The following is a 23,594-nucleotide window of genomic DNA, read 5'->3' as shown; positions in this document are numbered from 1 at the left end:
TTGCCCCCGATTGCGGTGTAACAGTCAAAAGTTGATCACCTGACACACTGCTATCGGGGGCAAGCCCCCTCCCACACTTGATTCTCGGTGTACTTAAGGTCAGCCCAGGTTTTCCAGCGTTTGCGTATTCCAGCTGTGGGTCTTGATCGCGAGGTAGAGCATGTTGATCGTCAGCGGCACTTTTTCGCCACGGCCCTTGGCCCGACGTTTGAGAAAGACATCAAACACCGGCGGGTTGAAGTAACGATAAGTGTCGAAGTCGCCCAGGTCGAGCGCGAATTCCTGTTCCAGCGCTTCCATCAGTTGCTTGGCCTCATTGCCATCACAGTCCAGGTCGAAGTTGAGTGAGGTTTGCAGGCGGATGGTCTTGTGCTTCGGCAGGCCAATTTCTTCGTGCAGCAGTTGCAGGAGTTGCTGCATGACGGGGTCTTCGGGGAAGCCGGGGGCGAGGTTCATGGTGGGGGCACGCAGGAGTGGGTGAGGCGGCTGGTTGCGGTGGAAGCGGTATTTGTTTCGGGTGATGAAGAGTGCCAAGCCTATCAGGAATATAAAGACAGGTAGGAGGGGTATTCTGAGAATCACCGCTACGTAGGGTAGTAGGAACGTCAAAATCAGGCCTGTTGCCAGACATATGACTGCGAAGCGTCTTCTGAGCATTGGGTCTGTGATTTGGTAGTGCAGCACCCAATAGATAACGAGAAAAGACGCAGATTGAAGGTAAAGGGCCATGTTACTAAGACTCGTCCGAGTCAACATGCATTGAGCGTGTTGAGCGCTGAAGCCCTATGCCTCCTTCAAGCAGGCATAGATTGTCTAAAGAATGCCGATTGTCAGGTAAAACAGTAAAGCGAGTCACTATGAAGATGACCCCATAGTGCCCGATGTATTGAGTCCTTTCGATATTCACAGGTTTCTGCCCAAAAAGTTGAGAGGGCGCTATTTTCAGTCAGCTGCGGGTAACTTCTGTAGAGGGTTGAGCGGGTCTTTGCAGCAGTTTGGGAAAGGGATGGCGCAACGTTTGGCGGTTTCCTACAGCGGACTTCGGCATTTATGGCTTGGCAATGATTTAACAGTCGAAGCCGCTCAATTGTAGGAGCGAGCTTGCTCGCGAAAAACTCAAGGACGCCGGTTTTTTTCTGATTTACCGCGTCATCGTTGACGATTTTCGCGAGCAAGCTCGCTCCTACATAGCGCGTTGCTTAGATTTGCGTCTGTTCAGGTTGCAGTTGTACGTGTTGCGCGGCTTCCAGCAAATCACAGCCGTCCTGAACCAGCAGGTACAAGGCGTTGATGATGTGTGAAATGTCTTTGAGGTCGGCGTGCTCGAAGGTCAGGCAGGAGAAGGTTTCGAGCAGGTCCGTAGCTGCGCGGATACGTTGGTGGGCGGCGGACTGTGTCCAGGTTGGTCAACCGGCAGGGATCACCCGGTACGCCCGAAGGCGTCCCAAACACAGCCGCCATGAAGCGTGTGGGCACGGAAGTGCCTACGACATCTGAGGGTGCGTATGCGATCTCTGTAACCGGGTGACCAAACCCGGTCGCTGATTTTGCAGCGAGGGGCGAACTATAGGTGGGTGTGGTGTGATGGTGCAATACAGGCAAAAGGCTGTTTAGCGTGGCCTACTGATACACCGCTCAAAAATCGCCTCCAGCCCCCGATAATCACACGCCACCGCATCGATATTCGCCGGTATCCATGCCGTATGTTTCACCAGCCACCAGTTCACCGAAAATCCGGCATTCACGATGATTTGTTCAAACAGAATCCGTTGCGCCCGGCCATTGCCTTCGCGGAAGGGGTGGATGACGTTGAGGTCGCCGTAGGCCTCGGCAATCCGCTTTACCAGTTCGGCTTGGCTTACGCCAACGAACCAGTTCGCTTCCTCCATATGCCGAATGATCTTCGCCGCTTCCGGCGGGATGCGTTCCGGGGTGCAGAACAGCGTTTCGCCCTTCTGGATGTTGACGCTGCGCAGTTCGCCAGCCCAATCGTAGATATCGCCAAACAGGGTGCGGTGGATGTGTTGCAGACGGTCAAGGTCGTAGGGCGGCGGGAAAAGAGGGAGGTTGCCTATGGCAATTTCGGATAATTCCCGCTCGGCCTGGTGCAGGCTGGTTTCGTCGAGCAAATCGAGGCGGTTGCGCAGGACGCTGCTACCGGGGTAGCAGTACGGATCCTGGCCCACCCCGTATTTGTCGAGCATCAGCGTTGGGTGCTGCGGTACTTGGCAAGGACGGCTTCGCGGGTCGGCAGCGGTTTGTCGACGTCGGCCGGTTGGGTGTCGAACCCTTCCAGGCGCAGGCTGGCCAGGTAGTTGGAACGGCGGATCTTGTGGTAATGATCCTGTTTTTGCTCAAACGTCAGTTCGCTCATTGCAGCGTACTCCTGGTTAGCAAGGCTTTGATTGTAGCGCAATGCATCAATGCACAGACAGGTTAAAAAACCACCAACAACCCTAACATGGGAGCGTGGGCAAGCCCTCTCCCTACATCTGGTTCTGCCGCCTCCTGCTATTCCCACGGAAAAATCCCACTTCGGCCCTGGGCCATCCCTCACCCTGTGTATCATCCTGTCTCTTTTTTCCATGCGACCTTTCTCGATTCGCTGAACTTACTGGGCTACGTTTTTAAGCCACGTTCAACGGTCAATGGAGTGACAGCCTATGCACGACACCCTCCAGCAGGTCTTCGGTTATCCGCAGTTTCGTCCGGGCCAGGAAGAAGCAGTCAGCGCCGTATTGGCCGGTCGCTCGGCGGCTGCGATTTTCCCGACCGGGTCTGGCAAGTCGCTGTGTTATCAACTTTCAGCCGTACTGCTGCCGCACCTGACGCTGGTGGTGTCGCCGCTGTTGGCGTTGATGCAGGACCAGTTGGGTTTCCTCAAGCGCCACGGTATTTCAGCGGGCAGTATCGATTCGGCCCAGAGCCGCGATGATGCCAACGATGTGATGGCCCGTGCGCGTTCGGGCGAGCTGAAAATCCTGATGATTTCCGTGGAGCGCTTGAAGAACGAGCGCTTTCGAAACTTCCTGCAAAGCGTGCAGATCTCCTTGCTGGTGGTGGATGAGGCGCACTGCATTTCCGAATGGGGCCACAACTTTCGTCCGGACTATCTGAAGCTGCCGGACTACCAGCGCCAGTTCAAGATCCCGCAGGCGCTGCTGCTGACGGCCACCGCCACTCCCAGCGTGATTGCCGATATGCAGGGCAAGTTTGCGATTGCGCCGCAGGACGTGATTACCACCGGCTTCTACCGGCCCAACCTCAACTTGCTGGTGGAGCCGGTGAGCGGCGCGGACAAGCGCCGTCGCCTTGTGCAATGGATGAGCGAGCGGGCCGACCAGCCCAGCATCGTCTACGTCACCCTGCAGAAAACCGCCGAGCAGATTGCCGAGCACCTGAACCGCAATGGCATCCAGGCCGAGGCGTATCACGCCGGGCTGCCCCACGATAAACGCGAGGGCATCCAGCAGCGTTTCATGGGCGGGCGCTCCAACTGCATCGTCGCCACCATCGCGTTTGGCATGGGCATCGACAAAAGTGACATCCGTAACGTGGTGCACTTCGACCTGCCAAAATCCATCGAGAACTACAGCCAGGAAATCGGCCGCGCCGGTCGCGATGGGCGGCCCTCCGACTGTCTGGTGCTGGCCAACCGCGACAGCCTCAATGTGCTGGAGAACTTCGTGTACGGCGATACGCCGGAGCAGGAGGGTATCCGTCGGGTGCTGGAAGAATTGCAGGCCGCACGTGGCGAGGGCCAGTGGGAGTTTTTGCTGAGGTCGTTGTCGGACCACAGCAATATTCGCGAGCTGCCGTTGAAGACCCTGCTGGTGCAGTTGGAGCTCAAGGGCGTGATCGCGCCGCGCTACGCGTTTTATGCCGAATACCGTTTCAAGTACCTGATCGAACCCGAGGCCTTGCTCGCACGTTTCTCCGGCGAGCGGCAGCAATTTGTCGCGGCGATCATCCAGGTGTGCAAACGCGCAAAAACCTGGGCAACGGTGGATTTCGACGCGCTGTATCAGCAGCACAATGCCGAGCGCAGCCGGGTGGTGAAGGCGCTGGATTACTTTCAGGAGCAGGGCCTGATCGAGCTGGAAAGCAAGCAGATGACCGAGGTCTACAGCCTGCTGGACACCGATTTCGATGCGCAGGTGTTGAGCAACGAGTTATACACGGGCTTCAAGCGCCATGAGACGACGGAGGTGGCGCGGATTCACGCCATGCTCGATCTGTTCGCCACCGAGCGCTGCCTTGGGCAACGTCTGGCACTGTATTTTGGCGATGAAAACGCACCGCAGCGTTGCGGGCACTGCTCGGTGTGTCACGGACATGTCGCGCACTTGCCGGCGCCGCCGAGCCTGCCGCCGCTTGTGGATAAAAACTTCATGGGGCTGTGCGGTGATTTTATCCACAGGCATCATGAGCACACTGGCCAGTTACCGGGTGCCGAACGCCTGACACGCTTTCTGGGCGGAATCAGCGTGCCGTTGTTCACCAAGTTGAAAGCGCGGGGCATTCCCGGTTTCGCCGCACTGGAGGACTACCCCTACGCCGAGGTACGCGAATGGGCCGAGGCCCATTTGAATGATCTGTAAACCCATTTTCACCCGAGGTGCCCATGCCTGACTCAGTGCCACAACGTGCCGACTATCCCCACTTTCAGCCGATCATCACGCGCTGGCACGATAACGATGTGTATGGCCATGTGAACAATGTGACCTACTACAGCTTCTTCGACACCGCAGTGAATACCTACCTGATCGAACAAGGCGGGTTGGATATCCATGACGGTGAAGTGGTTGGGTTTGTGGTGAGTTCAGCGTGTGATTATTTTGCGTCGATCGCTTTTCCCGAGCGCATCGAAATCGGCTTGCGGGTGGGCAAGTTGGGCAACAGTTCTGTGCAGTATGAGTTGGCGGTGTTCAAGGCCGGCGAGGAGGAGGCCTGTGCGGCGGGGCGCTTTGTGCATGTGTTTGTCGATAGGGCCTCGAACCAGCCGGTGACGATTCCGGGGCTGTTGCGCGAGGCGTTGCAGCGGTTGGTCGCCTGACCAAATGTGGGAGGGGGCTTGCCCCCTCCCACATGGGATTTTCTGTGTTCGTCAGGCGTTAGTCATCATAGCGATGATGGCGCTTGTGCTTGTTCTTGCGATGCCCATAGGCATGACCGCGGCCTGGGTGATCATCGCGGTAGTAGCGACGGTCGTCACGGCCACGATAGCGGCGGTCATCGTCATCGCTCTTGTTGCCCATGTAGTTGCCCAGTGCGCCACCTGCACCGCCGCCGGCCGCCGAGCCGATGAGTGCGCCGGTGCCGCCGCCGACACTGCGGCCGACCACGTTGCCGCCGGCTGCGCCCAGTGCGCCGCCAATGGCGGCTTCGCCACGGCTGCGCTTGTCGGCGCCGACCGCACTACCGCCCGCGCCACCCAGCGCCGCGCCAATGGCCGAACCGGTGTTGCCGCCCAACTGCTGGCCGACAACCGAGCCTAGAACCCCGCCCAATGCGCCGCCTACACCGGCTTCGGTGGTGCCGCCGGCCATGGCTGCGCCACTGACCAGGCCAAGGGACAACAAGAGAATCGAGGAGAACTTCATTCAGGGAAACCTCAAGGGGATGACGGCGCGATCCTGAGGTTGTATCGAGACGCTGACAATCGAAATCCGACCGGCGGCAGAAGTTGTATACAATGTGTTAAGTTACTGTTTTGTATAGGGAACTTAAATTGTTTTTACGGGTCTTTAGTTACTTCGGAACGGCCGCTTTTAGGTAAAAGCGGCCTTTTTTGTGCCTGTAAAATGTGCGCTGAAAATGCTGGCCTCTTCGCGGGGCTAGCCCCAATGCCTGTCAGTTAAGGCTTTTTGTAGGAGCGAGGGGGGCGCCTACAGAGGGCGGTCTACGCTTAACTGACTGGCATTAGGGCAAGTCAGGCCGAGCGCGCCATGATCAAGCCTGTGTCACTCGCCGCTTCCAAACGAATCGCGACAAACTTCGACGTTGGCGTATGGCTGCCCTCTCCCGTGCTTTCCAACGGCACCAGCGGGTTCACTTCCGGATAGTAAGCCGCCGCCTGCCCGGCCGGGATATCGAACGCCAGCAGGGTAAAGCCTTTCACACGGCGTTCACGGCCGTCTTCCCACAACGAGATGATGTCTGCCTTCTGCCCTGGCTTGAAGCCCAGGCGGATGATGTCGGCTTCGTTGACGAACAGCACATCCCGCTGCCCTTTGACCCCGCGATAACGGTCGTCCAGGCCATAGATAGTGGTGTTGTACTGATCGTGGGAGCGCATCGACTGCATGATCAGGTCCGGCACCCGCCCTGTGGCGTGGGTGCGCTCATGAATCAGGTCCTTGGGCAGGATGTTCGGCCGGAAGTTGGCGCGGCCCGATGGGGTGTTCCAGCGGCGTGCGCCGGCGGAATTGCCCAGATAGAAGCCGCCGGGGTGTTTGATCTTCTCGTTGAAGTCCTTGAAGCCTGGAATGGTATCGGCGATCAGGTCGCGGATGCGGCCGTAGTCGGCGACCAACCAGTTCCAGTCTACCGGTTTGCTGCCCAGGGTCGCGGCGGCGATGCCGGCCAGGATTGCAGGCTCCGATTTCATCAGTTTCGACAGCGGCTGCAACTGGCCATTGGAGCCGTGGACCATGCTGAACGAGTCTTCCACCGTCACCGCTTGCGGGCCGTCGGCCTGAATGTCGATGTCGGTACGGCCCAGGCAGGGCAGGATCAGGGCGTCTTTACCGTGCATCAGGTGGCTGCGGTTGAGCTTGGTACTGATCTGCACGGTCAGGTCGCAGTTGCGCAACGCCTCGAAGGTGCGGGTACTGTCGGGCGTCGCCTGGGCGAAGTTGCCGCCCAGGCCGATAAACACCTTGGCGCGGCCTTCGAGCATCGCGTGGATGGCTTCGACCACGTTGTGCCCATTGGTACGCGGCACCTGGAACTGGAAGCGGCGCTCCAGTGAGTCGAGGAACGCCGCCGGTGGGCGCTCGTTGATGCCCATGGTGCGGTCGCCCTGCACGTTGCTGTGGCCACGCACCGGGCAAAGGCCAGCGCCTGGACGGCCAATGTTGCCGCGCAGCAGCATCAGGTTGGCGATTTCCTGGATGGTCGGCACCGAGTGACGGTGCTGGGTAATGCCCATCGCCCAGCACATGATCACGTTCTTGCCTTTGGCATACATGCGCGCGGCTTGTTCGATCTCCACCAGTGTCAGGCCGGACTGCTCGACGATTTCCTCCCAAGAGGTGTCATCGATCTGGCCCAGATAGTCCAGGACGTTAACGGTGTGTTCGTTGAGGAAGTCATGATCGAACACGGCTTCCTTGCCTTCGGCCAGGGCCTGGCGCTCCCACAGCAGCAGGAACTTGGCCATGCCGCGCAGAATGGCCATGTCGCCGCCCAGGGCAGGGCGGAAATAGGCTGTGTTGGTCGGCTTGTCGCCGTTGGTGAGCATTTCCAGCGGATGTTGCGGGTGCTGGAAGCGTTCCAGGCCACGTTCTTTCAGGGGGTTGATACACACCACCTGGGCGCCGCGTTTCACCGCTTCGCGCAGTGGCTCGAGCATGCGCGGGTGGTTGGTGCCGGGGTTCTGGCCCCAGACGAAAATCGCGTCGGCGTGTTCGAAGTCATCAAAGGTCACGGTGCCTTTGCCCACGCCCACACTCTGTGCCAGGGCGACGCCGCTGGCTTCGTGGCACATGTTCGAGCAGTCCGGGAAGTTGTTGGTGCCGTAGGCGCGCACGAACAGCTGATACAGGTAGGCGGCTTCATTGCTGGCGCGGCCCGAGGTGTAGAACTCGGCCATGTCCGGGCTGGGCAGGGCATTGAGGTGCTTGCCGACCAGGTCGAACGCGGCTTCCCAACTGATGGGCTGGTAGCGGTCGGTCTCGGCGTTGTAGCGCATGGGCTCGGTGAGACGGCCCTGGTATTCCAGCCAGTAATCGCTTTGTTCCAGCAGCGCGGTAACGCTGTGCTTGGCGAAGAAAGCCGCGTCCACGCGGCGCTTGGTGGCTTCCCAGTTGACGGCCTTGGCGCCGTTCTCGCAGAACTTGACCATGCCGCTTTCCGGCGAGTCGCCCCAGGCACAGCCCGGGCAGTCGAAGCCGCCGTTCTGGTTGGTCTTGAGCATCATGCGCAGGTTTTTCAGCGCGTTGTCGCTGGTCAGCCAGGCTTGCGCCACGCTGATCAACGCACCCCAGCCGCCGGCCGGGCCTTTATAGGGCTTATAGCGTGGAGTTGGGGTCTGGTCGGCTTGGTGGTGAAGGCTCATGGCTGGTGCTCCATCGCAGGGCTGTAGACCCGCGGCGCGCTTTTCTGCGGCAGGTGGATGAGATTGAGGTTATGCCGGCGCGCCCATTGCAGGGCAAGGCCAGTGGGCGACGACAGGCTGACCAGGGTCTGGATGCCCGCGCGCAGGACTTTCTGGATCAACTCGAGGCTGCAGCGGCTGGTGACAATCGCCAGCCCGCCGTCGGTCGGAATCTTTTGGCGAATCAAGGCGCCAATCAGTTTGTCCAGGGCGTTATGCCGGCCGATGTCTTCGCGGCCCATCAACAATTCGCCCTGGCCGTTCATGAACACCGCCGCATGCACCGCGCCGCTGTGTTGGCCCAGCGGCTGGAATGCACCGATGCGCTGGCGCAGGCCATCGAGCCATTCGGCCGGTGGCAAGGGCGCCCCGGGCAGCACCTGAAGGTCGGGCAAGGCCTGCTCCACCGCTTCGACACCGCACAGGCCGCAGCCGCTGGTACCGGCCAATTGGCGACGCTGTTGCTTGAGGTTCCAGAATGCACGGCTGGAAATCTGTACCTGAGCATACTGGGCGGAACCCGAACCACTGAGCTTCAGATCGTATATGTCGCTAACGTCGCGGATGATGCCGCTGCCAAGGCTGAAACCGACGATAAAATCCTCAAGGTCGGTCGGCGTCACCAGCATGACGGCCTGGCTGATATCGTTGTAGGCAATTGCCAACGCCACTTCTTCGGCCAGCGCAGTGCTGCCGACGTCGGTGTGTTCCAGATTGCTGTACTGATAGCTCTGGCTGGCAGCGGGCGCTGGCGTTTCGAGGGCGGGCGCCGCGCAGGTGGGGCGCTTGGCGTTCATGGGGCAATACCACCGGCGGATTGATCAGTGTTCAGACTAGGCGCGACAAAGGGTCGCGTCTAATCGCCAGTATTGATGTATTGATAGATAGCGTCGATCAAGGTTCGTTTTTTAGTCAAGGAGTGACCCGGAACCCAGATCTTTGGGACTGGTCTAGTCTTGGGCATCAGGTACTTAAACCCAAGGAGAGCGCACCATGAGTATTTTCAGTTTTGTTAAGGAAGCAGGCGAGAAATTGATTGATCTGCTGACGCCGGGTAATGCCAACGCCAGTGAGCAGTTGAAGGACCACATCTCCAAGGTTGGCCTTGGAAATCCGAATGTGCAGGCCACCGTTGAGGGTGACAAAGTCACGGTGACGGGCGAAGTCGCAACTCAGGAAGAGAAAGAAAAAATCATCCTGGCGGCCGGTAATATCGCAGGTGTCGGCAGTGTCGAAGACAAGATCACCGTCTCCGGCCCGGCGGTTACCGCTGCGCGTTTCGTGGTTGTGAAAAAAGGCGACACCCTCAGCGCGATTTCCCTGACGGTGTACGGCAACGCCAATCAGTACAACAAGATTTTCGAGGCCAACAAGCCCATGTTGTCGCACCCGGACAAAATCTACCCAGGCCAGACCCTGCGTATCCCTGAGTAATACGCAGGATAAAACGAGGAAGCTCGCCCTTTTTGCAGGAGCGAGCTTGCTCGCGAAAAACTCACAGGCACCGCGTTTATGCAGGAAATACGCGTTATCGTTGACGTTTTTCGCGAGCGAGCTCGCTCCTACAGATTGGTATTAGGGCGTGTCCCCCTCCCACACTCGCTCAAAGCCCGGTAATAAGTTCTCGATAATTCCCGACGGCTGCGAACTCTGCAGTGTCCTTTGGCCCCTTTTTGCTGTCGGGCTCTTTGACTGCCAGCAAATGGGCCACCCCGAAATCCCTGGCACTGCGCAGAATCGGCAAGGTGTCGTCGATAAACAGGCTCCGGGCCGGGTCGAAGTCGATGTCTGCTTGCAGCGCTTCCCAGAACTGCGGGTTCTCCTTGGGAAAACCGTAATCGTGGGAGCTGATCAGTCGTTCGAAGTACGGCGCCAACTCGATGCGCTCCAACTTCAAGGACAACGAATCGCGATGAGCGTTGGTGATCATGATCACGCGCTTGCCGGCCTGCTTGATCGCTGCCAGAAAAGTATCGGCGTCCGGGCGCAGGGCAATCAGGTGGGCGGTTTCCAGCTTGAGTTCGCGCACGGGGATTGCAAGTTCTGCGCTCCAGAAATCCAGGCAATACCATTGCAACTGTCCGGCGTTACGCTCGAACAGCGGCTGCAATTCCATTTGCGCCATGGCCAGGCTCACGCCGTGCAGCTCGGCGTAGCGTTGCGGCAGGTGCTCCATCCAGAAGTGGTTGTCGTAATGCAGGTCGAGCAAGGTGCCGTCCATGTCCAGCAGGACAGTGTCGATGGCGTGCCAGGGCAAAGAGGGCATGGGGCGTTCTCATGTAAGTAAAGATATCCGACACAGACAATCGGAAAAGCCACGGTATAGTAACCCGATCACGCCAAGGAGCCGTTTATGCGCCAGAAACCCACCGTCCTCGCCCGCGAAATAGTCGCCAGTAGCCGTTTGTTCCGCGTGGAGGAAGTGCAATTGCGCTTTTCCAATGGCGTTGAGCGCACCTACGAACGTCTGGTGGGCCGTGGTGCGGGTTATGGCGCGGTGATGATCGTGGCGATGATCGACGAAGACCACGCATTGCTGGTGGAAGAGTACTGCGGCGGCACCGATGAATATGAGCTGTCCTTGCCCAAGGGCTTGATCGAGCCCGGCGAGGATGTGCTGGCGGCGGCGGACCGCGAACTCAAGGAAGAGGCCGGCTATGGCGCACGCCAGTTGGAACATATCACCGAGCTGTCGCTGTCACCCGGCTATATGAGCCAGAAAATCCAGGTGGTGCTCGCCACTGATCTGTACGAAGAGCGCCTGGAAGGCGATGAGCCTGAGCCTATGCGCGTGGAGCGGGTCAACCTGCGTGAGCTGTCGGCACTGGCGCAGAACGAGCAGTTCAGCGAGGGCCGGGCGCTGGCCGCGCTGTATCTGGTACGAGACCTGCTGACCCAGCGTGGGGTGTTTACCTTATGAGCGAATTGTTTCTGGGCCATCCGTTTATCGCGCCGGTCATTGAACTGGCGCGCCAGGCCGGTGAAGCCATCCTGCCGTACTGGCGTGCCGATGTGGCGGTGACCGCCAAGGCGGATGATTCGCCGGTGACGGCCGCCGACCTCGCCGCGCATCATCTGATTCTCGCGGGTCTCACGGCGCTGGACCCGAGCATTCCGGTGCTGTCCGAAGAAGACGCCGATATCGACCAGAGCGTGCGCGCCGGCTGGCAGCGCTGGTGGCTGGTGGACCCGCTGGACGGCACCAAGGAATTCATCAGCGGCAGTGAAGAGTTCACGGTCAATATCGCCTTGATCGAGCAGGGCCGTGTGGTGTTCGGCGTGGTCTCGATGCCCACCAGCGGTCGTTGCTACTTCGGCGGCGCGGGCCTGGGAGCCTGGCGCTCGGATGTAAATGCCGCGCCCAGGCAGATCCAGGTGCGCCAGACGCCGGCTGCGGGTGAAGCCTTTACTGTGGTTGCCAGCCGCCGGCATACCAGCCCGGAGCAGGAGCGTTTGCTGGAGGGGTTGAGCCAGGGTTTGGGTGAGCTGAAACTGGCGAATATCGGCAGTTCGTTGAAGTTCTGCCTGTTGGCCGAAGGCAGTGCCGATTGTTATCCGCGCCTGGCGCCGACGTCGCAGTGGGATACCGCGGCGGCGCAAGGTGTGTTGGAAGGGGCGGGGGGCGCGGTACTGGAGTTGAACGGCAAGCCGTTCAGCTACCCGGCGCGGGAATCGTTGCTGAACCCGTTCTTTCTGGCGTTGCCGGCCAAGGCGGCATGGCGTGAACGCTTGTTGAGCCTGGCCAGGTCTTAAGTCACAGCAAAACAAAATGTGGGAGGGGGCTTGCCCCCGATTGCGGTGTAACAGTCAGAAGCGGGTTGTCTGACACACTGCTATCGGGGGCAAGCCCCCTCCCACATTTGCTTTGGATAATGGCGGCTAGCGGTGCAGGACGTACTGGCCGGTGAAGGTTACTGCGCGGTCTTCGCGGCCTTCATTCACAATCCATGTGTCCAGCGCCAACCGCGCCCGGCCATGGCGTTTGTAGGTCGCCACGAAGCGCTTCCACACCTTCTCCTCCGGCGCCGTGCAAATCACCGTCGCATCCTGCGTCACCGGCAACGGATAACTGATCTGTCCTTCCTGAATCACGATGTGCCCGTCTTCGATGCCGTCTTCGCGCAGTCTCAGGTGCAACCAACCCCAGCCTGCCAGGACGGCGCCGCAATAGAGGCTGCCGCCAAACATGGTGCTCTTGTGGTTGATATTGGCTTGCAAGGGCAGATGCAGTTGCAGCTGGTGGTGTTGCCAGTCGAGCACCTTGAGCCCCATTTCCCGAGTGAGGGGGATGTCGTGATGGAGGATGGATTCCAGGTAACGGCTGTCGCGGCTCATGGCGGCCTCTTGGTGGGTGGACGGGGTCATTCGTCGTCTGCGCTGTGGTGGGCGCTGTCGGCGAAGTTCAGGCCGTGTTTGCGCAATTTGTCGTGCAGGGTCTTGCGTGGCACGCCGAGGGCTTCGGCGAGGCTGCGCAGGGAGCTGTGGGGGCGGGTCAGTTCGGCGGCGATCAGGCTTTTTTCGAATTGTTCGACTTGCTCGCTCAAACCGCCAGGCGTGGAGGTCAGGGTGCTGGTGGACGGATCGTCCGGCGTACTGTCCAGGGCCAGTTCCAGGCCCAGGGCGAAGCGTTCGGCGGCGTTTTGCAGTTCGCGCACATTGCCCGGCCAACTGTGGCGCAACAGCAGGGCGCGTTGCCCCGGTTGCAGCTCGTGCAGCGGCAGGCCGTGGCGGCTGCTGGCTTCGTCGGCGAAGTGCTGGAACAGCATCAGCGCGTCTTCGCCACGTTCGCGCAGCGGTGGAATGCGCAGCGGCGCGACGTTGAGACGGTAATACAAGTCGGCGCGGAAGCGGCCCTGGTCGGCGGCCTGGCGCAGGTCTTCCTTGGTGGCGGCGATGATGCGGATGTCCAGCGGGATCAACTGGTTGCCGCCCAGGCGCTCGACCACCCGCTCCTGCAGCAGGCGCAGCAGCTTGACCTGCACGTCCAGGCTCATGCTTTCGATTTCATCGAGAAACAGCGTGCCGCCGTTGGCGAATTCGAACTTGCCGATACGGCGCTTCTGCGCGCCGGTAAACGCGCCGGGTTCATGGCCGAACAGTTCGCTTTCCACCACCGACTCGGCCAGTGCCCCGGCGTTGATCGCCACGAACGGGCCGCTGCGCCGGTTCGAAAGATCGTGCAAGGCCCGGGCGACGACTTCTTTGCCGGCGCCGGTTTCGCCGAGGATCAGCACATCGGCCTTGGTCGCCGCCAGCGCACCGATTTGCTCGCGCAGGCGCAGCATCTGCGGCGAATACCCGACCAGGCGCGTGCTCAGTTGCTGCCGATCGCTGAGGGCCAGGCGCAGGCTGCGGTTGTCCAGCACCAGGCGGCGCAAGGCCAGGGCGCGGCGTACGCTGTCGAGCAACGCGTCGCTGGCGAAGGGTTTTTCAAGGAAGTCGTAGGCGCCGGCGCGCATGGCCTGCACCGCCAGCGGCACGTCGCCGTGGCCGGTGATCAGCAGCACCGGCAGGTCCGGGTCCTGGCCGTGCAGTTCGGCGAGCAGCTCCAGGCCGTCCATGCCGGGCATGCGGATATCGCTGACCACCACGCCCTGCCAGTCCCGCGACAGGCGCGCGGTAAGGCCGCTGGCTTCGCCCAGGGTCAGCACTTTCAGCCCGGCGAGGTCCAGGGTCTGGCATAGCGCCTGACGCAAATGGGGATCGTCGTCGATCAGCACCACCTGAATCTGGTTATCGATACTCATACACTGCGGTCCTCGGACGGTTGCACACTGACGCCCGGCGAGCCGGCGCGCAATTTCAAGGTTAACAGCGCGCCGCCTTCCTTGCGGTTGGCGAACAGCAGCTCGCCGCCGAACGCACGCATCAGGGTTTCACAGATGGCCAGGCCAAGGCCCAGGCCCTGGGTGCGTGTCTTGGTGGTGTAGAACGGCTCGCTGGCGCGGCCCAGGGCTTCCATGCAAAAGCCCGGGCCGTTGTCGCGGATGTACAGGTTGACGCCCTGGTCGGTGGTTTGGGCACTCAGCCAGAGTTTGCGCGGCGGGCCTTTTTCGGTGAGGGCGTCGAGGGCGTTGGCCAGCAGGTTGCCCAGCACCTGGCGCAGACGGGTTTCACCGGCCTGTACCCATAAGGTCGCCTCGGGCAGGTCGCGGATCAATTCCACCTCCATTGAGCGCCGCCGCTTGCCCAGCAACGCCAGCGCATCGTCCAGCGCCGGTTGCAACGCCACGCTTTCCGGCGCGTGGCGGTCGCGGCGGGCGAACGCGCGCAAGTGCGCGATGATCGACGCCATGCGCCCGGTCAGTTCGCTGATCAACTTGAGGTTACCGCGGGCATCGGCGGTGCGTTCATGGTCGAGCAGCACTTCAGCGTTTTCCGCGTAGCTGCGAATCGCCGCCAGGGGTTGGTTCAGTTCATGGCTGATGCTGGCCGACATGGTGCCCAGCGCCGAGAGTTTACCGGCCTGTACCAGGTCGTCCTGGGCGCGTACCAGTTCCTGCTGGGCGTGTTCGCGCTCCAGCACTTCCTGTTTCAGGCGCCGATTCAGGCCCTCCAGGTCGCTGGTCCGCTCGGCCACGCGCATTTCCAGCTCGCGGCGGGCCTTGGCTTCGAAGGCGATGCGCTCCAGATAATGGCGACGGCGCTGCATCATCAAGCCGAGCAGCAGCATCAGCACCAGCAATGTCGCGCCGCCGACGGCCACCACGGTGCGCACCGGGCGGTTGATCAGCGACTGTGGGGCGAGGATTTCCACGTTCCAGCCGGTTTCGGCGATGGCTGTGGATTGACGCAGCCAGGCGCTGCTGCTGAGGTTCAGTGGCTGCGGATCACGGGTCGGGTAGGGCTGGATGGCAATAATGGCCTGGCGTTCTTCGTCGGTCAGCGGGCGTGTGGCGCGGAACCGCCATTGCGGGCGCGAGGTGAGGATCACCACGCCATTGTGGTCGGTCACCAGCAGTTGTTCCGGGGTATTGCCCCACAGGCTCTCGGTGTGGTCCAGGTCGACCTTGACCACCAGCACACCGATGATTTTCTCATCATCGCGCACGGCGGCGGCGAAGAAATAGCCGCGCTTGGCCGAGGTGGTGCCCAGCCCGAAAAAACGCCCCAGGCGCCCGGCCATGGCTTCGCTGAAATAGGGGCGAAAGGAAAAATTGCGCCCTACAAAGCTGTCTTGCTTATCCCAGTTGGACGCGGCGAGGGTCTTGCCGGTGGTGTCCATCAGGTACATCACCTCCACCCCGGCCTGGGCGGCGACATCCTTGAGCAGCACGTTGGCATTGACCAGGTTGGTGCTGATCTGCGGCGCATCCAGCGCGGTGCGCAGGGCCGGCAGGTCACCGAGGATCTGCGGCAGCACTTCATAGCGATGCAGGGTGCCCAACAGGTTGGCGACGTACAGGTCCAGGGTCTGACGGTTCTGCCCGGCCAGTTCGCTGCGGTAGTAGCGCTCGGCCAGGTGTTCCAGCGGCCATAGCAGCGGCGCCAGGCACAACGCCAACAGGGCCAGGCTGCGCCAGCGGGGTCTTCGTGGAAGAGGTGGGGTCATGGGGATCATGCGCCTGTGGGTACAGGCGCATTATGCCTAGTGCTGCCTGGCAAGACACTCGTGCAATGCGTCCTGCCATTGCGGCTGGCTGACGTGCCATTGCTGCTGCAGGCGGCTGCAATCGAGGCGTGAGTTCAGCGGGCGCCTGGCGGGTGTTGGATAGGCGCTGGACGGGATCGCTTCCAGCTCGGCACAGGGTTTGCCTTCGGCACGCAGTTGCTCGCCAATCGCCTCGGCAAAGCCGAACCATGAGGTTTCACCCTGGGCAGTCAGGTGATAAACGCCCCACTCGCCGGCGTCACCGGCTTGCCAGCGCTCGATCAGTGCGCGCGTACTGTCGGCGATAGTCCCGGCCCACGTCGGCGCGCCGATCTGGTCGGCGACGATGCGCATCTGCGGTTTTTCCTGCAGCAGGCGCTGCATGGTCAGCAGGAAGTTCTTGCCGTGGCTGGAATACACCCAACTGGTGCGCAGAATCAGGTACTTGCCACCTACAGCCGCAATCGCCTGTTCACCCGCCAGTTTGCTCTGGCCGTACACACCCAGTGGGTTGGGCGTGTCGTTTTCGGTGTACGGGGCAGGTTTGCTGCCGTCGAACACGTAGTCGGTGGAGTAATGAATCAGCGGGATACCCAACGCCTTGGCTTCTTCGGCGAGAATGCCGGGAGCGATGGCGTTGATGGCGAAAGCTGCGTCCGGCTCGCTTTCGGCCTGATCGACCGCAGTGTGGGCGGCGGCGTTGATGATCAGGTCTGGGCGATGGACGCGCACTTGCTGGCGGATAAGGTCTACATCTGCCAGGTCAAGTTGCTTGCTGCCCAGGACGATAAGTTCGCCCAGGCCCTCAAGCCGCCGTTGCAGCTCTTGGGAGACTTGGCCGTGTTGGCCGGTGATGAGGATTTTCAGGGGCGCTGTCACAGGAATAGATCCGCGTCTTTCAGGGTTTTACCGTTTTGATCCTTGGCGGACAGTGTCGGTATGCTATTGAGCTGCCAATCGATGTTGAGATCCGGGTCATCCCAACGGATGCAACGTTCCGCAGACGGAACATAGTAATCCGTGGTCTTGTAGAGGAATTCGGCGGAGGCGCTCAACACGACGAATCCGTGGGCAAACCCTGGTGGAATCCACAACTGGCGGTTATTTTCTGCCGATAGGCGCACGCTCGCCCATTTGCCGAAATGTGGCGAGCGGCGGCGGATATCCACCGCCACGTCGAGCACTTCGCCGGCAGTGACACGCACCAGTTTCCCCTGGGCGTGTTCTACCTGGTAGTGAAGACCTCTGAGTACGCCTTTTTGCGAGCGCGAGTGATTATCCTGCACAAACTGCAGCTGTAACCCGCTGGCTTTTTCAAACGCGCGGGCATTAAAACTCTCATAAAAAAAACCGCGCTCATCGCCAAAAACTTTCGGCTCGATGATTAATACACCGGGCAGCTCAGTGGCGATCACGTTCATTTAATGTTTCCAGCGAGCATATACAGGTACTGACCGTAGCCTGTCTTGCCAAAGTACTTGGCACGCTCCAGCAGATAATCACGGTCGATCCAGCCGTTTTCATAGGCGATCTCTTCCAGGCACGCCACTTTCAAGCCTTGGCGGTGCTCGATGGTCTGAACGTAGGTCGAGGCTTCCAACAGGCTGTCATGGGTGCCGGTGTCGAGCCAGGCAAAGCCACGGCCGAAGCGTTCAACGTGCAGATCGCCACGCTTGAGGTAAGCGTTGTTAACGTCGGTGATCTCCAGCTCTCCACGTGGCGAAGGCTTGACCGCCTTGGCGATCTTGATCACGTCGTTATCGTAGAAGTACAGGCCGGTCACCGCGTAGTGGGACTTCGGTTTAGCCGGTTTTTCTTCGATGGACAGGGCACAGCCTTCGCTATCGAAGTCAATTACACCGAAACGTTCAGGGTCTTTGACCCAGTAACCGAATACGGTAGCGCCTGAAGGGCGTTCGGCCGCAGAGCGCAGTTGATCGCCAAAATGCTGGCCGTGGAAGATGTTGTCTCCCAGGATCAAGCACACAGGATCATCGCCAATGAATTCTTCGCCGATGATAAACGCCTGGGCCAAACCATCGGGCGAAGGCTGTTCCGCATAGCTGAAACGCACGCCGAACTGGCTGCCGTCACCCAAAAGGTTGCGGTATTGCGGCAGGTCCACCGGCGTGGAAATCACCAGGATGTCCTTGATCCCCGCCAGCATCAGCACCGAGATCGGGTAGTAAATCATCGGCTTGTCGTACACCGGCAACAGTTGTTTGGACACGCCCAGGGTAATGGGGTGCAAACGGGTGCCGGAACCGCCGGCCAATACAATTCCCTTCATCATGCGATCAGATCCTTCACGTCAGTATTGCCAAGTCGTTCACCTTGATAGCTGCCATCCTGGACCCTGCGGCACCATTCCAGGTTATCGAGGTACCACTGCACGGTCTTGCGCAGTCCGGTCTCAAAGGTTTCTTCCGGAACCCAGCCCAGTTCGCGCTCGATTTTGCTGGCGTCGATCGCGTAGCGTTGGTCGTGGCCCGGACGATCCTTGACGAAAGTGATCAGGTCGGTGAATTTTTCCACGCCGGCCGGACGCTGTGGCGCCAGCTCTTCCAACAGGGCGCAGATGCCGCGTACGACGTCGATATTCTTCTGTTCGTTGTGGCCGCCGATGTTGTAGGTCTCGCCAACCACCCCAGTCGTCACCACCTTGAGCAGAGCACGGGCGTGATCCTCGACGAACAGCCAGTCGCGCACTTGCAGACCATCGCCATACACCGGCAGCGGCTTGCCCGCGAGGGCGTTGAGAATCACCAGTGGGATCAGTTTTTCAGGGAAGTGGAACGGCCCGTAGTTGTTCGAGCAGTTGGTCAACAGCACCGGCAGGCCGTAGGTACGCTGCCAGGCGCGGACCAGATGGTCGGAGGCTGCCTTGCTGGCCGAGTACGGCGAGCTGGGGGCGTAAGGCGTGGTTTCGGTGAAGAGATCGTCCACGCCGTGCAGGTCGCCGTACACCTCATCGGTGGAGATGTGGTGGAAACGGAACGCGCTTTTGGCCGGTTCAGCCAGCTTCTGCCAATAGGCACGGGTGGCTTCGAGCAGGCTGTAGGTGCCGACGATGTTGGTCTGGATAAAATCCGACGGGCCGTCGATGGAGCGGTCCACATGGGACTCGGCCGCCAGGTGCATGATCGCGTCTGGCTCAAAGCGCGCCAGGACGGCGCTGACGGTGGCCTGGTCGATGATATCGGCCTGGACGAACTCGTAGCGGCTGTTTGCCGCGATGCTGGCCAGCGACTCAAGGTTGCCGGCGTACGTGAGCTTGTCCAGGTTGAGCACTTCGTGCTCAGTGTGCTGGATCAGATGCCGGATCAGGGCCGAGCCAATAAATCCGGCACCGCCGGTGATGAGAATACGCATGTCGAGGGCCTTTTCCTTAGACGGACATTAAGCGAAAGAAGCATAGCTTGAGTTGTGAATCGGACGAGCGCAAGCGCGGCGAGCAGGAGGGGTTGATTAACGCCCCCGAACAATGGCGATATAGACGTCTGATAAAACCGAGGTCGTCACAATGTTGCTCGCCACATTGATCCACCATGCCAGCCTGCCGTGCTTCTGGTTGAGCCTTGAGCAGGTAGCCATCTGCTTGAGCACTATTACGGCCTGAGTGGCACATTGCGATCTCTGGGCAGTCAGCAAGACCTTAACTTCAACATTGACAGCGCCCTGAGGGGCTTCGTTCTAAACATTTGCCGGATGACAGTTGTAAAAATCGATTGTTATCGGCTGAATACGATTTTTTTTATAGAATTCCATATTTTTAAGCTACTAAAGCCGATATTTATCCGTTATAAAGTCGGCTTTCACCCCATTCGGAGCCTTCATCGTCATGACTACCTTGCACAGCACGCCTCGCGTCGATGGCTTTCATATGCCCGCCGAATGGGCGCCACAAACCCAGACCTGGATGATCTGGCCAGAGCGCCCGGACAACTGGCGCCTGGGCGGCAAGCCGGCGCAGGCGGCCCACGTGGCCGTGGCCAAGGCCATCGCACGGTTCGAACCGGTGACCGTCGCGGTTTCCGCCGGCCAGTACGAAAACGCCCGCAGCCGCCTCGACGTGCCGAATATCCGCGTGGTGGAGATGTCCAGCGACGACGCCTGGGTGCGGGACACCGGCCCGACATTCGTGATCAACGACAGCGGCGAAGTGCGCGGTGTGAACTGGGATTTCAACGCCTGGGGCGGATTTGACGGCGGTTTGTATGCGCCGTGGAACCGCGACTCACAAGTGGGCGGCAAGATTCTCGAGATCGAGCGCGCCTCACGTTACCGCACCGAAGGCTTCGTACTGGAGGGCGGTTCCATTCACGTCGACGGCGAAGGCACCCTGATCACCACCGAAGAGTGCCTGCTGAACCGCAACCGCAATCCACACCTGGATCGCGCAGCCATTGAAGCGGTACTCAGCGCCAACCTGGCTGTGGATAAGATCATCTGGTTGCCGGATGGCCTGTTCAACGACGAAACCGACGGCCATGTGGATAACTTCTGCTGCTACGTGCGCCCCGGTGAAGTGCTGCTGGCCTGGACCGACGACCCGCAAGACCCGAACTACGCGCGCTGCCATGCCGCCATAGACGTACTGCAAAGCAGCACTGACGCCCAGGGCCGCTCGTTCACGGTGCACAAGATGCCGATTCCAGGGCCGCTGTACGCCACCGAGGAAGAATGTGCCGGTGTCGATCCGGTGGACGGAAGCCAGGAACGTAATCCGAGCGTGCGCTTGGCCGGCTCCTACGTAAACTTCCTGATCGTCAACGGCGGCATCATCGCGCCGAGCTTCGACGACCCGCTGGACCACCAGGCCAAGCAGATCCTGCAGAACCTGTTCCCGCAACACGAAGTGGTGATGGTGCCGGGCCGCGAACTGTTACTGGGGGGCGGCAACATTCACTGCCTGACCCAGCAGCAGCCCGCCCCGCAGAGAAATTGAGTGCAGTTGTAACAGTGCCTTGATGGCGACTGAGTACCGTGTGATAGCGGTATTCCAGGCAAGCCCGCGGCCCTGCAAGGTCGCGGGCTTTTTTGCGTCTCAATACCCGTGAATACGGGACATTGGCATAGCTCTTGTATCGCAGAGAAGCGACAGGGACTCAGGTCAAGACCGCGTTGTTCTGTCACATACCTTGAGTACGTTAGCCGCTCACGCAGCAGGAGAGAGCGCTGAAATGAATGCCGAAATCAACCCGATGTACATGCGCACGTTCCACCCGGTACGGGTCGATGGCAATGCCATCCACGCGCTGGGGCTCTGGTTGAAGGAAAACGGCTCGAGGCAAGTCAGGCAACAGCCTGACTTGCGCAGCGTGATGAGCGAACGCTACCCGGCGGGTTTGTTCACGGAGGATGAGGTGCAGGTGTTGTGCGAGCTGATGAGTCACTGAACAGCTCCCACATCGCGCGAGAAACTTTAGAAGCTGTAGGTGCCTGTCACCACCACGCTACGCGGCTCCCCCGGCTGAATCTGCGCGACGCTGGTGGCCGAGGCGTAATAGCGTTTGTCGGCGATATTGTTCAGCGCAGCCCTCACGTCCCATTCTTTCTGGCGGAACCCGGCCAGCGCGTCCCAGCGGCCATAACCGGGTAATACCACCGTGTTGAGGTTGTCGGCATAACGGTCACCGACCAGGGTCAGGCCGGTTTCCGCGTACCAGCCCATCTCCGGTTTCCAGGTGATGAACACGCTGGCATTGCGCTTGGCCACGTCGCTGATGCGCTTGCCTTCGAAACCGTTGTTGTCCTCCTCGACCTTGGCATCCTGCAGGCCGATGCCGCCGCGCACATACCAATGGCCGACGAGCTTGCCGGTGGCGGTCAGCTCGATGCCGCGCGAACGTTGCTTGCCTGTCAGCAGGGTAATGGTGCGGTCTAGCGGGTCGCTGGTGCGGCGGTTGTAGAGTTCAAGCTCGTACACCGCCAGGGTGGTGCTCAAGCGGTCGTCAAGCCAATCGCTTTTTACCCCGATTTCCTTCTGTTTGGTCAGCTCGGGGCTGAGATCATTGACGCTGCCGGCGGCGTTCGGCGTGATGCCGATCAAACCGCCGCCTGCCGGCGAGAACGTCTTGCTCCACGAAGCATAGAAGGAGTGATGCTCCAGCGGCGTCCACACCAGGCCGACGCGGGGGCTGGTGCTGTGGCTTTTCACGTCCTGTTGAGTGTTGAGCAGCTTGTTGGTGGTGTCGACTTCGAAGCGGTCATAACGCAGCCCGCCCAACAGTTGCCACTGATCGTTCAAACGCAGTTGATCTTGCACGTACAGGGCGCGGCTTTCGACTTCAGTGTGGTTGTCGCTCGAAACGCTCATGCGCCCGGTATGGCTGAGGTGACGGTTGGGTTGGTGCAGATTCAGGCTCGGTACAGCCTGGCCGCCCCGATTGGGCGCGGTGGCCGTGTACAGTTTCGGGTCGCGGCGCTGGCTGCCCAGTTCAATCCCGGTAAGCAGGCGGTGCTCCAGCCCGAAGGTCTCGAAACCCCCTTCCAGTTCAAGGTTGTTGAACACGTTGCGGGTGGTCAGGTCCTGCTGCCAGTGCTGGCGGCTGACGGTGTTGGTTCTCGCGTCGTAGCCGGTCTGGTAGGTGTTGTCGAAATCGCTGTCGAGCTTGAACACGCCCAGGGTGTGGCGCAGTTGCCAGTTGTCGTTGAGCTCATAGGCCAGTTTGGAGCGCAGGGACTGGGATGTGTCATCGATGTAATCGCCGCTGGAGAAATAGGTAGTGCTGCGGCTCACATCCGCAGGACGCCCATTGACGCCAGGAATGCCGCGGTCCGGCGTGCGGTTGTAGCGGCTGTATTCGTATTGCACCAGCCAGTTCAGCTCGGGCGTGAGTTGCCAGCTCATCGACGGCGCGAACAACTGGCGGTTGCCACTGACGCCATCGCGAAAGCTGTTGTTGTCCTGGTTGCCCATGTTCAGGCGCAGGCTGATGTTATCGCTGGGGTCGGTACTCAGGTCGGCGTACAGGCTGCGCAAATCGTTGCTGCCGCCCTGGGCTTCTAAGCTGGATGCGCGGCCGGGACTTGGCAGTTTGCTCACACGGTTGACGATCCCGCCCTGGCCGCCGCGCCCGTAAAGCACCGCTGCCGGGCCCTTCAGCACGTCGATACGCTCGATGTTGTGCAGGTCACGCACGTATTGGCTGTCGTCGCGGATGCCGTCCAGGTAAAAGTCATTGCTCGCATCGAAACCGCGGATACGCAGGCTGTCGAAGCGCGTGTCGGCGCCGCTGCTGACGTTGGGGATACCGCTCAACGCCTGGCCCAGATCGTGGGTGCCATAGGCGCGCAGGCTGTCGGTTTTCACCGAATCAATCGCCTGGGGCACGTAACGCACGGCGGTCGCGGTGCGCGTGGCAGTGGTGCTTTGCTTGATGCGTGGGTCGTCTTCGTCGAGTTCCGCGCTGATCGAGGTGGCAGGCAACACTGTGGTAGCACAGGCAAAACCGGCAGACAGCACAGCAGAAAGCCCAAGAAGAACGGGCGTCAGGCGAGGGGCAGGCATGGGAAAAAGTGTCCGAATTGTCAGGGATGAGAAAGCGCGCAAATGGTAATGCTTTGCATTTGCTTGCGGGATCTATTCCCAAACGTATCGTCGGTTAATTTGTTACTTAGTGTGTTTTTTTGCAGGGGCTGTTGGGATTTTTGGACGGTTACCCAAGCGCAATAGGTCTG

General features: G+C 60.3%; 22 protein-coding genes and 2 pseudogenes. 8 read left to right on the top strand and 16 right to left on the bottom strand.

Annotated elements, in window-relative coordinates; all coding sequences use genetic code 11:
- Positions 1-99 precede the first annotated feature (99 nt).
- The 4 genes and pseudogenes from J1G34_RS16590 to J1G34_RS16580 form a co-directional block, all read right to left on the bottom strand.
- A complete protein-coding gene (locus tag J1G34_RS16590; protein ID WP_065896594.1) occupies positions 100-456 on the bottom strand; it encodes a DUF1493 family protein in 357 nt (118 codons plus the stop codon).
- 743 nt (positions 457-1,199) lie between these two features.
- Positions 1,200-1,391: pseudogene (locus J1G34_RS27245) on the bottom strand (hypothetical protein); the annotation flags it as partial.
- A gap of 219 nt (positions 1,392-1,610) precedes the next feature.
- Complete coding sequence (locus J1G34_RS16585; protein ID WP_065893785.1) at positions 1,611-2,204, bottom strand: putative adenosine monophosphate-protein transferase Fic; 594 nt, start codon at positions 2,202-2,204, stop codon at positions 1,611-1,613.
- On the bottom strand, positions 2,204-2,374 hold the full coding sequence (locus tag J1G34_RS16580) for a YhfG family protein (RefSeq protein WP_122463858.1): 171 nt from the start codon (positions 2,372-2,374) through the stop codon (positions 2,204-2,206). Before J1G34_RS16580 ends, J1G34_RS16585 begins: the two co-directional genes overlap by 1 nt.
- A gap of 289 nt (positions 2,375-2,663) precedes the next feature.
- On the opposite strand from J1G34_RS16580, the gene J1G34_RS16575 reads away from it, so the two are divergent.
- Together J1G34_RS16575 and J1G34_RS16570 are read left to right on the top strand one after the other, a co-directional pair.
- Entirely contained in the window at positions 2,664-4,601 is a 1,938-nt protein-coding gene (locus J1G34_RS16575; RefSeq protein WP_222994367.1) for a RecQ family ATP-dependent DNA helicase, read from the top strand.
- A 23-nt stretch (positions 4,602-4,624) separates the two neighbouring features.
- Entirely contained in the window at positions 4,625-5,056 is a 432-nt protein-coding gene (locus tag J1G34_RS16570; protein ID WP_065893783.1) for an acyl-CoA thioesterase, read from the top strand.
- A 58-nt stretch (positions 5,057-5,114) separates the two neighbouring features.
- Here J1G34_RS16570 and J1G34_RS16565 read toward each other — a convergent pair whose 3' ends face one another.
- The 3 genes from J1G34_RS16565 to fdhD all read right to left on the bottom strand — a co-directional run bounded on the left by J1G34_RS16565 (position 5,115) and on the right by fdhD (position 9,117).
- Entirely contained in the window at positions 5,115-5,603 is a 489-nt protein-coding gene (locus J1G34_RS16565) for a YMGG-like glycine zipper-containing protein (protein WP_065950039.1), read from the bottom strand.
- 329 nt (positions 5,604-5,932) lie between these two features.
- Positions 5,933-8,281: an FdhF/YdeP family oxidoreductase gene (locus tag J1G34_RS16560; protein ID WP_065935969.1), complete on the bottom strand. Its 2,349-nt coding sequence runs from the start codon at positions 8,279-8,281 to the stop codon at positions 5,933-5,935.
- The gene (gene fdhD, locus J1G34_RS16555; RefSeq protein WP_222994366.1) at positions 8,278-9,117 is read right to left on the bottom strand and encodes a formate dehydrogenase accessory sulfurtransferase FdhD; all 840 of its coding nucleotides are present in this window, start codon (positions 9,115-9,117) and stop codon (positions 8,278-8,280) included. Before fdhD ends, J1G34_RS16560 begins: the two co-directional genes overlap by 4 nt.
- A 196-nt stretch (positions 9,118-9,313) precedes the next feature.
- Between fdhD and lysM the strand changes: the two genes are divergently transcribed.
- Positions 9,314-9,754 (top strand): peptidoglycan-binding protein LysM, encoded by a 441-nt coding sequence (gene lysM, locus J1G34_RS16550; protein WP_065892659.1) that lies wholly within the window; start codon positions 9,314-9,316, stop codon positions 9,752-9,754.
- Positions 9,755-9,923: 169 nt separating this feature from the next.
- Here the strand turns inward: lysM and yrfG are convergent, their stop codons facing one another.
- Positions 9,924-10,586 carry a GMP/IMP nucleotidase gene (gene yrfG / locus J1G34_RS16545; RefSeq protein ID WP_065892660.1) on the bottom strand — a complete coding sequence of 221 codons (663 nt, stop codon included), beginning with the start codon at positions 10,584-10,586 and terminating at the stop codon, positions 9,924-9,926.
- 87 nt (positions 10,587-10,673) lie between these two features.
- Between yrfG and nudE the strand changes: the two genes are divergently transcribed.
- Positions 10,674-11,240 (top strand): ADP compounds hydrolase NudE, encoded by a 567-nt coding sequence (gene nudE / locus J1G34_RS16540; protein ID WP_065883206.1) that lies wholly within the window; start codon positions 10,674-10,676, stop codon positions 11,238-11,240.
- On the top strand, positions 11,237-12,073 hold the full coding sequence (cysQ, locus tag J1G34_RS16535; RefSeq protein WP_065892661.1) for a 3'(2'),5'-bisphosphate nucleotidase CysQ: 837 nt from the start codon (positions 11,237-11,239) through the stop codon (positions 12,071-12,073). Before nudE ends, cysQ begins: the two co-directional genes overlap by 4 nt.
- 126 nt (positions 12,074-12,199) lie before the next feature.
- Here the strand turns inward: cysQ and J1G34_RS16530 are convergent, their stop codons facing one another.
- Genes J1G34_RS16530 through rfbB form a run of 7 tightly spaced genes read right to left on the bottom strand, consistent with a single transcriptional unit; the run spans position 12,200 to position 19,283 of the window.
- The gene (locus J1G34_RS16530; RefSeq protein WP_065935971.1) at positions 12,200-12,655 is read right to left on the bottom strand and encodes a thioesterase domain-containing protein; all 456 of its coding nucleotides are present in this window, start codon (positions 12,653-12,655) and stop codon (positions 12,200-12,202) included.
- A gap of 26 nt (positions 12,656-12,681) precedes the next feature.
- Positions 12,682-14,067 (bottom strand): sigma-54-dependent transcriptional regulator, encoded by a 1,386-nt coding sequence (locus tag J1G34_RS16525; RefSeq protein WP_065935972.1) that lies wholly within the window; start codon positions 14,065-14,067, stop codon positions 12,682-12,684.
- Positions 14,064-15,872: a sensor histidine kinase gene (locus J1G34_RS16520; protein WP_065935973.1), complete on the bottom strand. Its 1,809-nt coding sequence runs from the start codon at positions 15,870-15,872 to the stop codon at positions 14,064-14,066. The genes J1G34_RS16525 and J1G34_RS16520 overlap by 4 nt, the downstream gene beginning before the upstream one ends.
- Positions 15,873-15,908: 36 nt before the next feature.
- On the bottom strand, positions 15,909-16,790 hold the full coding sequence (gene rfbD, locus J1G34_RS16515; protein ID WP_065935974.1) for a dTDP-4-dehydrorhamnose reductase: 882 nt from the start codon (positions 16,788-16,790) through the stop codon (positions 15,909-15,911).
- Positions 16,787-17,332, bottom strand: a complete 546-nt coding sequence (rfbC, locus tag J1G34_RS16510; protein ID WP_065935975.1) for a dTDP-4-dehydrorhamnose 3,5-epimerase — start codon at positions 17,330-17,332, stop codon at positions 16,787-16,789. Before rfbC ends, rfbD begins: the two co-directional genes overlap by 4 nt.
- Entirely contained in the window at positions 17,329-18,204 is an 876-nt protein-coding gene (gene rfbA / locus J1G34_RS16505; protein ID WP_065935976.1) for a glucose-1-phosphate thymidylyltransferase RfbA, read from the bottom strand. Before rfbA ends, rfbC begins: the two co-directional genes overlap by 4 nt.
- Entirely contained in the window at positions 18,201-19,283 is a 1,083-nt protein-coding gene (gene rfbB, locus J1G34_RS16500) for a dTDP-glucose 4,6-dehydratase (RefSeq protein ID WP_065935977.1), read from the bottom strand. The genes rfbA and rfbB overlap by 4 nt, the downstream gene beginning before the upstream one ends.
- Positions 19,284-19,434: 151 nt before the next feature.
- On the opposite strand from rfbB, the pseudogene J1G34_RS27680 reads away from it, so the two are divergent.
- From J1G34_RS27680 to J1G34_RS16490, 3 genes and pseudogenes are all read left to right on the top strand, one after another.
- Positions 19,435-19,619, top strand: a pseudogene (locus J1G34_RS27680) (hypothetical protein); the annotation flags it as partial.
- Positions 19,620-19,752: 133 nt separating this feature from the next.
- On the top strand, positions 19,753-20,859 hold the full coding sequence (gene aguA, locus J1G34_RS16495; protein ID WP_222994365.1) for an agmatine deiminase: 1,107 nt from the start codon (positions 19,753-19,755) through the stop codon (positions 20,857-20,859).
- Between the two features lie 235 nt (positions 20,860-21,094).
- Complete coding sequence (locus tag J1G34_RS16490; protein WP_122463872.1) at positions 21,095-21,310, top strand: hypothetical protein; 216 nt, start codon at positions 21,095-21,097, stop codon at positions 21,308-21,310.
- A gap of 26 nt (positions 21,311-21,336) precedes the next feature.
- Here J1G34_RS16490 and J1G34_RS16485 read toward each other — a convergent pair whose 3' ends face one another.
- Complete coding sequence (locus tag J1G34_RS16485) at positions 21,337-23,424, bottom strand: TonB-dependent receptor (RefSeq protein WP_065935979.1); 2,088 nt, start codon at positions 23,422-23,424, stop codon at positions 21,337-21,339.
- Positions 23,425-23,594 lie beyond the last annotated feature (170 nt).

It is taken from the genome of Pseudomonas sp. Wu6, from assembly GCF_019891515.1.
In the GTDB taxonomy this organism is placed as follows: Bacteria; Pseudomonadota; Gammaproteobacteria; order Pseudomonadales; family Pseudomonadaceae; genus Aquipseudomonas; species Aquipseudomonas orientalis_A.
Note: the sequence above shows the minus strand (reverse complement) of the source record. Positions and strands in the feature narration are given on the sequence as shown.

What these genes read in the sequence shown, in the direction of transcription:
- J1G34_RS16590 (WP_065896594.1), bottom strand. Translation starts at nt 456, where the DNA reads ATGAACCTCGCCCCCGGCTTCCCCGAAGACCCCGTCATGCAGCAACTC.
- J1G34_RS16585 (WP_065893785.1), bottom strand. Translation starts at nt 2,204, where the DNA reads ATGCTCGACAAATACGGGGTGGGCCAGGATCCGTACTGCTACCCCGGT.
- J1G34_RS16580 (WP_122463858.1), bottom strand. Translation starts at nt 2,374, where the DNA reads ATGAGCGAACTGACGTTTGAGCAAAAACAGGATCATTACCACAAGATC.
- J1G34_RS16575 (WP_222994367.1), top strand. Translation starts at nt 2,664, where the DNA reads ATGCACGACACCCTCCAGCAGGTCTTCGGTTATCCGCAGTTTCGTCCG.
- J1G34_RS16570 (WP_065893783.1), top strand. Translation starts at nt 4,625, where the DNA reads ATGCCTGACTCAGTGCCACAACGTGCCGACTATCCCCACTTTCAGCCG.
- J1G34_RS16565 (WP_065950039.1), bottom strand. Translation starts at nt 5,603, where the DNA reads ATGAAGTTCTCCTCGATTCTCTTGTTGTCCCTTGGCCTGGTCAGTGGC.
- J1G34_RS16560 (WP_065935969.1), bottom strand. Translation starts at nt 8,281, where the DNA reads ATGAGCCTTCACCACCAAGCCGACCAGACCCCAACTCCACGCTATAAG.
- fdhD (WP_222994366.1), bottom strand. Translation starts at nt 9,117, where the DNA reads ATGAACGCCAAGCGCCCCACCTGCGCGGCGCCCGCCCTCGAAACGCCA.
- lysM (WP_065892659.1), top strand. Translation starts at nt 9,314, where the DNA reads ATGAGTATTTTCAGTTTTGTTAAGGAAGCAGGCGAGAAATTGATTGAT.
- yrfG (WP_065892660.1), bottom strand. Translation starts at nt 10,586, where the DNA reads ATGCCCTCTTTGCCCTGGCACGCCATCGACACTGTCCTGCTGGACATG.
- nudE (WP_065883206.1), top strand. Translation starts at nt 10,674, where the DNA reads ATGCGCCAGAAACCCACCGTCCTCGCCCGCGAAATAGTCGCCAGTAGC.
- cysQ (WP_065892661.1), top strand. Translation starts at nt 11,237, where the DNA reads ATGAGCGAATTGTTTCTGGGCCATCCGTTTATCGCGCCGGTCATTGAA.
- J1G34_RS16530 (WP_065935971.1), bottom strand. Translation starts at nt 12,655, where the DNA reads ATGAGCCGCGACAGCCGTTACCTGGAATCCATCCTCCATCACGACATC.
- J1G34_RS16525 (WP_065935972.1), bottom strand. Translation starts at nt 14,067, where the DNA reads ATGAGTATCGATAACCAGATTCAGGTGGTGCTGATCGACGACGATCCC.
- J1G34_RS16520 (WP_065935973.1), bottom strand. Translation starts at nt 15,872, where the DNA reads ATGACCCCACCTCTTCCACGAAGACCCCGCTGGCGCAGCCTGGCCCTG.
- rfbC (WP_065935975.1), bottom strand. Translation starts at nt 17,332, where the DNA reads ATGAACGTGATCGCCACTGAGCTGCCCGGTGTATTAATCATCGAGCCG.
- rfbA (WP_065935976.1), bottom strand. Translation starts at nt 18,204, where the DNA reads ATGATGAAGGGAATTGTATTGGCCGGCGGTTCCGGCACCCGTTTGCAC.
- rfbB (WP_065935977.1), bottom strand. Translation starts at nt 19,283, where the DNA reads ATGCGTATTCTCATCACCGGCGGTGCCGGATTTATTGGCTCGGCCCTG.
- aguA (WP_222994365.1), top strand. Translation starts at nt 19,753, where the DNA reads ATGACTACCTTGCACAGCACGCCTCGCGTCGATGGCTTTCATATGCCC.
- J1G34_RS16490 (WP_122463872.1), top strand. Translation starts at nt 21,095, where the DNA reads ATGAATGCCGAAATCAACCCGATGTACATGCGCACGTTCCACCCGGTA.
- J1G34_RS16485 (WP_065935979.1), bottom strand. Translation starts at nt 23,424, where the DNA reads ATGCCTGCCCCTCGCCTGACGCCCGTTCTTCTTGGGCTTTCTGCTGTG.